Below are 10,523 nucleotides of genomic sequence, written 5' to 3' on the forward strand. Positions count from 1 at the left end.
CCCTAGGTCGCACGACCTTAGCACGCCCGGCTGCTATTTGCTGCGCTGCGGCATCAATGTCTCGCTTCGGCATGCCGCGCCGCGAAGGCGACGTACCAGTCCAGCGAGCCCGGATTGGCCATGGCCTCGCGGTTCACCACCTTCTCGATCGGCTGGCCCAAGAGCAGCTTCTTGATCGGCAGCTCCTGCTTCTTGCCCGAGAGGGTGCGCGGAATCTCGGCCACCTGGAGGATGTCGTTGGGCACGAAGCGCGGCGAGAGCTGCGTCTTGATCGCATCGTTGATCTTCGCGCGCATCGCATCGTCGAGCGCGACGCCCGGCCGCAGCACGACGAAGAGCGGCATGTAGCTTTCGCGGCCGAGGTACTCGAGATCGACCACCATCGAGTCGAGCACTTCGGGCAGGCCTTCGACGGCGCTGTAGATCTCGCTGGTGCCCATGCGCAGGCCCTGGCGGTTGATGGTGGCGTCGCTGCGGCCGTAGATGATGCAGCCGCCGTCTTCGCCGATCTTGATCCAGTCGCCGTGGCGCCAGACGCCCGGGTAGGTGTCGAAGTAGCTGGACAGGTAGCGCGCGTTGCCCTCGTCGCTCCAGAAATAGAGCGGCATCGAGGGAATCGGTTTCGTGCAGACCAGCTCGCCGACCTCGCCGATCACCGGCTGGCCCTGCTCGTTCCAGGCCTCGACCGACGCGCCGAGGAAGCGGCACTGCATCTGGCCCGGCACCTCGGGCAGCTCGCGGTTGCCGCCGACGAAGGCGCCGCAGAAGTCGGTGCCGCCCGAAATGTTGTACCACCAGACGGCGGGCGAACCCGCCGCGAGCACCTGCGCCGTGCCCCAGCGCTGCACCTCCTCGGACAAGGGCGAGCCGGTGCTGCCGAGCGCGCGCACGCGCGAAAGATCGCCGCAGGCCTTGGCTTCGACACCGGCCTTCATGCAGCTTGCGAAGTAGGCCGCACCGGCGCCGAAGAAAGTGACCCGGTGCCGCGCCACGAAGCGCCACAGCACGCCCCAGTCGGGCTTTTCCTTGCTGCCGGCCGGATTGCCGTCGTAGATGCAGATGGTCGCGCCGAAGGCCAGGCCCGAGAGTTGCGAATTCCACATCACCCAGCCGGTGGAGCTGTACCAGTGGTAGCGCTCGCCGAAGTTATTGGCGCTGTAGCTGGGGCCCAGGTCGTGGTGCAGCCCGCAGGCGTACATGTTGACGATGATGCCGCCCTGCCCGTGCACGATGGGCTTGGGCAGGCCGGTGGTGCCGCTCGAATAGACGATCCAGATCGGATGCTCGAAGGGCAGCCACTCGGGTTCGAAGGCCGTGGTTTCGGCATCGTCGCGTGCGACGGCGGCGGTCCAGTCGGACTCGGCCGCGATCTGCTTCGCAGCGAAGGGCGTGCGCAGCAGCAGCAACTGCCGCACGCTGGGAAGCGCTGCACGCAGTTCCTCGATCACCGCGCTGCGGTCCAGCGCCTTGCCGCCGTAGTGCACGCCGTCGGCCGCGATCAGCAGCTTGGGCTCGATCTGACGGAAGCGATCGACCACTGCGGCCGTGCCCATGTCGGGCGCGCACACGCTCCAGACCGCGCCGATGCTCGAGCAGGCGAGGAAGGCGATCATGGTCTCGGGCACGTTGGGCATGTAGGCCGCCACGCGGTCGCCTCGCGCGACGCCGAGCGCGCGCAGCGTCAATGCGCAGGACGCGATCTGCCGGCGCAGCTCGGGCCACGACAGCTCGCGCACCTCGCCCAGTTCGTTCTCGCTGACGATCGCCGCCATGCCGGCCGCGTGGGCCGCGCCGGCATGGCGCAGCACCTCGCGCGCATAGTTGACCTGGGCGCCGGGGAACCAGCGCGTGCCGGGCATGCGCGCTTCGGCCAGCACGGCCGTCGCAGGCGTGGGCGACTGCATGCCGCTCCAATCCCAGATGCTCTGCCAGAAGGCTTCGAGGTCGGTGACCGACCATCGCCACAGCGCATCGTACGAATCGAAGCGAAGGCCGCGCTTCTCGTGCAGCCAGTTCTGGTAGAGACGGATCTGGGGAATGAAGGGAGCGGAGGTTGAAGTCACCCGCGCAGCCTAACGCGCGTACGGACCCGGCTTCAATGGGGTAAGCACAGGGTTTGTACGAGTGTTCAACAAATTTGTACGCTTGTTCAATACCGCCATGGTTCAACGAGCGCAGCGCGCTTCTCCCGTTCGGTCCGACCGCCGGCAGGCGATTCTTCTCGCGGCCGAGAAGCTGTTCGCGCAGCACGGCTACCACGCGGTGACGATCCGCCAGATCGCCGACGAGGCCGGCGTGCCGCTGGCGCTGGTGGGCTACTACTACGGCCCCAAGCACGAGCTCTTCCACGCCATCTTCGAGCACTGGAGCCACAGCATCGAGGAGCGGCTGGCCGGCCTGCGCGCGGTGCGCAACGACCCCGACGATCCGCAGACGCTGCCGCGCATCGTCGAAGCTTTCACCGGCCCGGTGCTCGCGCTGCGCGCGAGCGCCGAGGGCGAGTACTACGCGCTGCTGGTGGCGCGCGAGCTCTATCACGCGACCGACGAGGCCGACCGCGTGCTGCGCAGCTACTTCGATCCGCTGGCCGAGGCGTACATCGACGCGCTGCATGTGGCGCTGCCGCATGCCACGCGCGGCCAGGCCGCGTGGGGCTACCAGTTCGCGCTCGGCACGCTGCTGCATCACCTCAACGACAACCGCATCGAGCGGCTGTCGCGCGGCGAGAACCGGCGCAGCGATCCGGCCGTGGCGCCGATGCTGGTGAACTTCATCGTCGGCGGCCTGCGCGCCGCGCTGCCGCGACCCAGGGCCACTGCGCAGAAGAAACCCACCTCCAGGAGACAAAAGACATGATGAAACGACGCACCCTGCTGTCGGCGCTCGCCGCCGCTTCCGCGACCGCCGCGCTGCCTGCGCGCGCGCAAGCCAACACGAAGATCGTGTTCGGCTACACGGCCGTGACCGACTTCGCCTCCGTCTTCGTCGCGGCCGAAGAGGGCTACTTCAAGAAGCGCAACCTCGACGTCGAGCTCAAGTTCATTCCGCTCAACTCCACCATTCCGGCGGCGCTGCAGTCCGACTCGCTGCAGATCGGCGGACCGACGCCCTCGGTCTTCCTGCAGGCGGTCGACGGCGGGCTCGACCTGGTGCTGGTCGCCGGCGGCGGGCTCACCTCGAAGACCATCACCGGCTTCGGCCTGGTGGCGCGCGCCGGCTCGGGCATCAAGAGCGCGCAGGACTGCCTGGGCAAGAAGATCGGCGTGCCCGGCCTCGGCGCCTTCCTGCACGTGACCTTCCGCGCCTACCTGAAGGACCAGGGCGTGGACTACCGCAAGGTCAACTTCGTCGAAGCCTCGTTCCCGCAGCATGCCGACTTGCTGCGCGGCGGCTCGGTCGACGCCGTGGTGTCGGCCGACCCCTTCATGAGCCGCATCACCGACAGCGGCGCGGGCTACGTGGCCTCCTACTACTCGACCTTCCTGCCCGAGGGCAACCAGACCATCGTCCATGCGGCCAAGCGCGAGTGGGTGCAAAAGAACCCGGCCGCGGCGCGCGCTTTCCGCGAAGCGGTGCAGGAAGCCGGCGCCTTCATGCAGCAGCCGAAGAACGACGCCCGGGTGCGCGCCAGCATCGGCAAGTACATCAAGCTGCCGCCCGAGGTGCTGGCCAAGGTGCAGATCTCGCCGCCCGGGCCGGTGGTGACCGACAAGCAGCTCGCCTACTGGGTCGGCCTCATGAAGGAGCAGGAGATGCTCAAGAGCTCGATCGACGTTGCCCGGCTGGTCGTGAAGTGAGCTCCGGCTTTCTTTCCGTCGACGAGGTCCGCATCTGCTACGGCGCGCGCGAGGTGCTGTCGCCGACTTCCTTCGAGGTGTCGCGCGGCGAGTTCGTTTGCATCGTCGGCCCGAGCGGCTGCGGCAAGACCACGCTGCTGCGCGCGGCCAGCGGCCTCGTGCGCGCCACGGCCGGCGAGGTGCGGCGCAAGGGCAAGCCGATGACCGAGCCTTCGCGCGAGGTGGCTTTCGTGTTCCAGGACTACGGGCGCGCGCTGCTGCCCTGGCGCACGGTCGAAGGCAATGTGAGCCTGGCGCTCGAAGCGGCCGGCGTGGCAGCGAGCGAACGCGCGCCGCGCATCGCCGAGGTGCTGGCCAAGGTCGGCCTTGCGGCGCATGCGCAGAAGTTTCCGGTGCAGCTCTCGGGCGGCATGCAGCAACGCGCGCAGATCGCGCGCTGCCTCGCGCAGAAGCCCGAGCTGATGATGATGGACGAACCCTTCGGCGCCTTGGATGCGTTGACGCGCCAGGGTCTGCAGGACGAACTCGCGCGCCTGGTGCGCGAGGATGGACTGACGGTGCTCTTCGTCACGCACGACCTCGAGGAGGCCATCTACCTCGGCGACCGCGTGATCGCGCTGCAGGCCGATCCGGCGCCGGGACGGCCCAGCCTCGCACGCATGCTCGACGTGAAGATCCCGCGCCCGCGCGACCAGCTCACGACCAAGGAACATCCGGAGTTCCTGCATCTGCGGCGCGAGCTGTTCGCCTTCATCGAACAAAGCCATGACTGAACGTGCGCTTTCGCTGCTGCGGCCCTGGGTCTTCCCTGCCGTTCTGCTCGGCCTCTTCGAGTGGTACGCGCGCCGCGCCGCCGCGCAGGGCAGCGAGGCGCTCGCACCGCCGAGCGCGGCGCTCAGGGCCTTCGCCGGCGCGGCCGCCGACGGCTCGCTGTGGCAGGCCACCGGCTTCACGCTCGGCACCGCCGCCCTCGGCCTGCTGCTGGGCGCAGTGCTCGGCATCGCGCTGGGCATCGTGCTCGGCCTGTCGCGGCGTGCCGCGCAGTTCGGCCTGCTGTCGATCGAGGTGCTGCGCCCCGTCCCTTCGGTCGCGCTGATTCCGCTTTCGATGCTGATGTTCGGCTTCGGCGTGCGCATGGAGCTGGCCATCGTCGCTTTCGCTACCTTCTGGCCGATGCTGATCCTCGTGCAATCGGCCGTGCAGCAGGTCGAGCCGCGCCTGCTCGAAGTGAGCCGCGTGCTCGGCCTCACGGCGCGCGAGCGGGCCTGGAAGATCGTGCTGCCCGCGATCGTGCCGCGCCTCTTCGTCGCGCTCAGGCTCGGCGTGGCGGTGGCGCTGGTGGTGGCCGTCACAGTCGAGATCGCGGCCAATCCCAACGGTATGGGCTACGCGATGATGATCGCGCAGCAGAGCTTCGACCCGGCGCTGATGCTGGCCTGGCTGGGCTGGATCGGCGTGGTGGGCTTCGTGATCAATGCGGCGATGCAGCGGCTGCAGCGCTGGGTGGCGCGGCGCATGGGAGCCGTGCAATGAGCCATCGCTTCACCGGATGGCTGGGCTCGGCCGCGGTGCTCGCTGCCCTCGTCGCGCTGTGGTGGACCGCGAGCAACGCGGGCTGGGTCAGCCGCGTGTTCCTGCCGACGCCCGAAGCCACGCTCGCGAGCCTGGCCGAAGGCCTCAACCTGCGCGGCAGCGGCAACGGCGAGCTCCTGGCCTTCACCATCGCCACCGTCCGCCGCATGCTCGAAGGCTGGCTGCTGGCTTCGCTCTTCGGCGTGCTACTGGGCGCCGCCATCGGCGTCTCGCCCGCGGTGCGCGCGTGGATTCAGCCGACGCTGGAATTCATCCGCCCGCTGCCGGCCTCCGCGCTGCTACCGCTCGCGATCTCGATCTTCGGCCTCAACCCGGGCATGGTGCTCTTCGTCGTCGCCTTCGGCGCGATGTGGCCGGTGCTGCTGGCCACCGTGCACGGCTTCGCGGCGGTCGAGCCGCGGCTTTCCGAAGTGGCGCGCTGCCTGCAGATGCCGCGCGCGGCCTTCGTCTGGAAGATCGGCCTGCCCAACGCGATGCCCGACATCCTGGCCGGCATGCGCTTGTCGATGACCATTTCCCTCATCGTCGCCGTGGTCGGCGAAATGATTGCCTCGCAAAGCGGCCTGGGCCAGGCCATCCTGCTCGCGGCGCGCGCCTTTCGCGCGAGCGAGCTGTTCGCCGGTATCGTGCTGCTGGGCCTGATCGGCTTCGCGAGCAACGCATTGCTGGCCCTCGCCGAGAAAAAGCTGCTGCGCTGGCAGCACCCCTAGAGAAAAGGACCCCCGCCATGACCCGCAAATTCGTCGACCTCTCGATCTTTCTCGAAAACGACGTGCTGTCCGATCCGCCGGCCTTCGCGCCCAAGATCCAGTACTTCACGCACGAACAGACCTACGAGCAGATCGAGCCCTTCTTCCCCGGCTTGAAGAAGGAAGACCTGCCCGACGGCGAAGGCTGGGCGGTGGAGTTCGTGCAGCTCTCCACGCACAACGGCACGCACCTCGATGCGCCCTACCACTTCCACTCGACGATGGACAAGGCGCTCGGCGACAAGAAGCCCGCGATCGCGATCCACGACGTGCCGCTCGAATGGTGCTTCCAGCCCGGCGTGAAGCTGGACTTCCGGCATTTCGAGGACGGCTACGTGGTGCAGGCCGACGACGTGCAAGCCGAGCTCAAGCGCATCGGCCACACGCTGAAGCCGCTGGAGATCGTGGTGGTCAACACGCGCGCCGGCTCGCGCTACGGCCACGGCGACTACGTCTCGGCCGGCGCCGGCATGGGCTACGAAGCGACCATGTACCTGCTGGAGCGCGGCGTGCGCCTCACCGGCACCGACGCCTGGAGCTGGGACGCGCCTTTCGTGCACACGGCGAAGAAGTACGGCGAATCCAAGGACGCCTCGCTGATCTGGGAAGGCCACAAGGCCGGTCGCGACATCGGCTACTGCCACCTCGAGAAGCTGCACAACCTCGAGGCGCTGCCGGGAGACGGCTTCTTCATCAGCTGCTTCCCGCACAAGATCCGCGGCGCATCGGCCGGCTGGACGCGCGCGGTCGCGATCTTCGACGAGGCGCTGATGGCGAGCGCGGGGTGAGCGCAGTGACGCTCAACCACACGCACGACGCGAGCGCCCGCAGCTGGCTGGTCTCGGCCAACGCCGAAGGCAGCGACTTCCCGATCCAGAACCTGCCGTTCGCGGTGTTCCACCGCACCGGAAGCCGCGAGCCCTATCGCGGCGGCGTCGCCATCGGCGACCAGGTGCTGGACCTCGCGGCGCTGGCCGCCAGTCGGCAGCTCGACGGCGCGGCGCTCGATGGCGCGCGCGCCTGCGCGCAGTCGGCACTCAACGATTTCTTCGCGCTCGGCCCGAGCGTGTGGCGCGCGCTGCGCCATGCCTTGTTCGCGCTGCTCAAGGACGATGCGCCGAAGGAAGTTGCCGACGCCGTGCGCGCCTGCCTGATCCCGCAGGCCGAGGCCGCGTTCGCATTGCCGGCGCGCATCGGCGACTACACCGACTTCTACACCTCGATCGACCATGCGCTCAACGTCGGGCGGCTGTGGAAACCCGACGATCCGATCACGCCCAACTTCCAGTGGATCCCGATCGCCTACCACGGCCGCGTCTCGACCATCGGCGTGAGCGGCCAGCAGTTTCACCGGCCGATGGGACAGACCATGGCGCCCGGCGCGCAAGCGCCGACCTACGGCCCCTGCGCGCGGCTGGACTACGAGCTCGAGCTCGGCATCTACATCGGCCTGGGCAATGCGGCCGGCGCGCCGATTCCGCTCGAGCGCGCGGAGAACCACATCTTCGGCCTCTGCCTGCTCAACGACTGGTCGGCGCGCGACATCCAGTTCTGGGAGATGGCGCCGCTCGGTCCTTTTCTGGCCAAGAACTTCGCGACCACCGTTTCGCCGTGGATCGTGACGCTGGAAGCGCTGGCACCCTACCGCCAGGCTTGGGTGCGGCCGGCCGATCATCCGCAGCCGCTGGCCTATCTGGAGAGCGAAGCCAATCGCGCGAGCGGTGCGCTCGACATCCGGCTCGAGGTCTGGCTCGAAAGCGCCAAGGCCAGCGCCGAGGGCAGCGGGCCCTCGCGCCTCTCGGCCACCAGCTTCAAGCACCAGTACTGGAGCATCGCGCAGATGGTCACGCACCACACGGTGGGCGGCTGCAGCCTGAATTCCGGCGACCTGTTCGGCAGCGGCACCATCTCGGGCCCGGCGCCGGGCGAGGCCGGCGCGATGATCGAGCTCACGCGCGCGGGCCAGGCGCCGATCGCGCTGGCCAACGGCGAAGCGCGCGGCTTTCTGGAGGACGGCGATGCGGTGCTGCTGCGCGGCTGGTGCGAGAAGCCGGGCCATGCGCGCATCGGCTTCGGCGAGAGCCGGGGGACGGTGCTGCCGGCACGCGGCTGAAGGGCTCGAACTGCCTTGTCAAGCGCTCCCTCAGGCATGATCGGCCCGGTCGAAACATCAAAGACCCGATCGACCCTACATGGCGCCCTCCCCTCCACAGACCTGGACCGCCGACATCGGCCTGCGGATTCGCCGCCACTTCGCGTTGAAGGTCATCGGCGTCACGGTGTTCACGTGGCTCTTCTTCATCGGCTACTTCCACATGCTGCGCCACCCGGACTTCGCGGTCACGGTGATGCCGCTGACCGCGCTCGACCACCTGATCCCGTTCCAGCCGCAGGCGCTGGCCGCCTACTTTTCGCTCTGGCTCTACGTGGGCATCGCGCCCGGGCTGCAGCTGAGCTTTCGCGAGTTGGTGGTCTACGGCCTCTGGGTCGGCGCGCTGTGCCTCACCGGGCTGGGTCTGTTCCACTACTGGCCGACGCAGGTGCCGCTCGCGGCGCCGACCTCGGACTTCCCGGGCTTCGCGCTGCTGCAGGGCGTGGATGCGCCCGGCAATGCCTGCCCCTCGATGCACGTCGCGGTCGCGATGTTCACGGCCATCCGCATCCATGACGTGCTGCGCCACGCGCGCACGCCGGTCTTCGTGCGCCTGCTGAACTGGCTGTGGTTCGCCGCCATCGCCTGGTCGACGCTGGCGATCAAGCAGCACGTGGTGCTCGACGCGCTGGCCGGCGCGCTGCTGGGCATCGCCTTCGCGCTGCCCTCGCTGCGCTGGCGGCCCGGCCCGCAGCGCGTGACCCGCGCCGTTCTCGGTCGAGCGGATATCATTCCCCATCGATGAGGCCAGGGCCGGCGTGAGGACGGCATCGAACAATGAGCTCGCTGAAAGTATTGCAGGATCTGATCCACGAGAAGTACGGCATCGAGGCGGCGGCGCTCGACCCTCACGCGTCCATGCGCGACAAGGGATTCGATTCGCTGACGCTGGTCGAATTCGTGTTCACGATCGAAGACCACTTCTCCATCTCCATCACCGACGACGACGCGAACAGCGTCGACACGCTGGCCGGGCTCGCGGCCGTGGTCGACAAGGTCAGGATGGCGCAGGCCAAGTGACAACCGAGGTCGCCGTCACCGGTTTGGGCCTCGTCGCGCCGCATGGGGACGATCCGGGCACGGTCTTCGATGCGCTGATGCGCGGTGAATCGGCGCTCGGCCCCGTCCTCCCCGAGCTGCCCAAGCCGGCCGCCGCCGCCACGGTGGCCTTCGACGAATCCCGCTGGTTCACCAAGCTGCAGCTCGCCGGCGTCGACCGCGTGAGCCAGCTGGCCGTGGCCGCGGCCGACCTGGCGATGCGCGATGCCGGCGCGCTCGACGACGTGGACCCCGAACGCATCGGCGTCTACGCCGGCTGCGGCATGGGCGGCGCGGGCGCGCTCGAGGCGGCCTACCGCGGCGCCGGGCGCATGCCGCCGCTCACCATTCCGGCCTTCATGCCCAACGCGCCGGCCTCGCAGGTGGCGATGCGGCAGCGCGTGCACGGCCCGGTGCTCACCTATTCCGTGGCCTGCGCCTCGTCGGCCGTGGCCATTGCCGAGGCCGCCAAGGCGGTGCAGCGCGGAGAGGTCGACGTCGCCATCGCCGGCGGCAGCGAAGCGCTGATCGTGCCGGGCGTGCTGCTGGCCTGGCAGGCGATGCAGACCCTGGCCGGCTTCCAGCCCGGCGAGGAGGCTGGCGCGATCCGCCCTTTTGCCAGCGACCGGGGCGGTTTTGCGCTCGGCGAGGGTGCGGCCTTCCTCGTTCTCGAATCGGCCGAGCGCGCCCGCCGGCGTGGCGCGCGCAGCCATGCCACGCTGGCCGGCTGGAGCATCGGCTGCGACGCCACCCACCTGACCAAGCCCGACGCCCCGGGCCAAGCCCGCGCCCTGCGCGCCGCCTTGCGACAGGCCGGCCTGCAGCCGCGCGACGTCGGCTACTGCAACGCGCACGGCACGGCCACGCGCATCGGCGACGTGGTCGAGCGCAACGCGCTGGCCGAGGTGTGGGGCGAGGCGCTCGACGATCTGCGCGTGAGCTCGACCAAGGCCCTGCACGGCCACCTGCTCGGCGCCGCCGGCGCGCTCGAAGCGGTGATCACCGTGCTGGCGCTGGCGCGGCGCCAGCTGCCGCCCAGCGCGCATTGCAAGACCATCGACCCGGAGTGCAGCCTGAACCTGGTGCGCGAGGCCGGTGAGGCCGCGCGGCGGCTCGAAGCCGCGATCAGCAGCTCGTTCGCCTTCGGCGGCACCAACGCGGTACTGCTGTTTCGCCGCGCGTGAACGTCGGCTG

The 10,523-nt window shown here is 69.2% G+C and carries 11 protein-coding genes; 10 read left to right on the forward strand and 1 reads right to left on the reverse strand.

Going from position 1 to position 10,523, the window contains the following annotated elements; genetic code table 11:
* Positions 1-53 precede the first annotated feature (53 nt).
* Complete coding sequence (locus tag EJI01_RS19700; protein ID WP_126838817.1) at positions 54-2,063, reverse strand: acetoacetate--CoA ligase; 2,010 nt, start codon at positions 2,061-2,063, stop codon at positions 54-56.
* Positions 2,064-2,160: 97 nt separating this feature from the next.
* Between EJI01_RS19700 and EJI01_RS19705 the strand changes: the two genes are divergently transcribed.
* The 10 genes from EJI01_RS19705 (at position 2,161) to EJI01_RS19750 (ending at position 10,513) form a co-directional block, all read left to right on the forward strand.
* Positions 2,161-2,856 carry a TetR/AcrR family transcriptional regulator gene (locus EJI01_RS19705; protein ID WP_260602525.1) on the forward strand — a complete coding sequence of 232 codons (696 nt, stop codon included), beginning with the start codon at positions 2,161-2,163 and terminating at the stop codon, positions 2,854-2,856.
* The gene (locus tag EJI01_RS19710; protein WP_126838818.1) at positions 2,853-3,797 is read left to right on the forward strand and encodes an ABC transporter substrate-binding protein; all 945 of its coding nucleotides are present in this window, start codon (positions 2,853-2,855) and stop codon (positions 3,795-3,797) included. Before EJI01_RS19705 ends, EJI01_RS19710 begins: the two co-directional genes overlap by 4 nt.
* Positions 3,794-4,570: an ABC transporter ATP-binding protein gene (locus EJI01_RS19715; RefSeq protein ID WP_126838819.1), complete on the forward strand. Its 777-nt coding sequence runs from the start codon at positions 3,794-3,796 to the stop codon at positions 4,568-4,570. Before EJI01_RS19710 ends, EJI01_RS19715 begins: the two co-directional genes overlap by 4 nt.
* A complete protein-coding gene (locus tag EJI01_RS19720; protein WP_126838820.1) occupies positions 4,563-5,330 on the forward strand; it encodes an ABC transporter permease in 768 nt (255 codons plus the stop codon). The genes EJI01_RS19715 and EJI01_RS19720 overlap by 8 nt, the downstream gene beginning before the upstream one ends.
* On the forward strand, positions 5,327-6,100 hold the full coding sequence (locus tag EJI01_RS19725) for an ABC transporter permease (protein ID WP_126838821.1): 774 nt from the start codon (positions 5,327-5,329) through the stop codon (positions 6,098-6,100). The genes EJI01_RS19720 and EJI01_RS19725 overlap by 4 nt, the downstream gene beginning before the upstream one ends.
* A gap of 17 nt (positions 6,101-6,117) precedes the next feature.
* Positions 6,118-6,927: a cyclase family protein gene (locus EJI01_RS19730; RefSeq protein ID WP_126838822.1), complete on the forward strand. Its 810-nt coding sequence runs from the start codon at positions 6,118-6,120 to the stop codon at positions 6,925-6,927.
* Between the two features lie 5 nt (positions 6,928-6,932).
* Positions 6,933-8,252, forward strand: a complete 1,320-nt coding sequence (gene fahA, locus EJI01_RS19735; RefSeq protein WP_126838836.1) for a fumarylacetoacetase — start codon at positions 6,933-6,935, stop codon at positions 8,250-8,252.
* A 79-nt stretch (positions 8,253-8,331) separates the two neighbouring features.
* Positions 8,332-9,036 carry a phosphatase PAP2 family protein gene (locus EJI01_RS19740; protein WP_126838823.1) on the forward strand — a complete coding sequence of 235 codons (705 nt, stop codon included), beginning with the start codon at positions 8,332-8,334 and terminating at the stop codon, positions 9,034-9,036.
* Between the two features lie 32 nt (positions 9,037-9,068).
* Positions 9,069-9,311: an acyl carrier protein gene (locus EJI01_RS19745; protein WP_126838824.1), complete on the forward strand. Its 243-nt coding sequence runs from the start codon at positions 9,069-9,071 to the stop codon at positions 9,309-9,311.
* Positions 9,308-10,513, forward strand: a complete 1,206-nt coding sequence (locus tag EJI01_RS19750) for a beta-ketoacyl-[acyl-carrier-protein] synthase family protein (protein ID WP_126838825.1) — start codon at positions 9,308-9,310, stop codon at positions 10,511-10,513. Before EJI01_RS19745 ends, EJI01_RS19750 begins: the two co-directional genes overlap by 4 nt.
* Positions 10,514-10,523: the final 10 nt, after the last annotated feature.

The organism is Variovorax sp. MHTC-1 (genome assembly GCF_003984645.1).
GTDB lineage: Bacteria > Pseudomonadota > Gammaproteobacteria > Burkholderiales > Burkholderiaceae_C > Variovorax.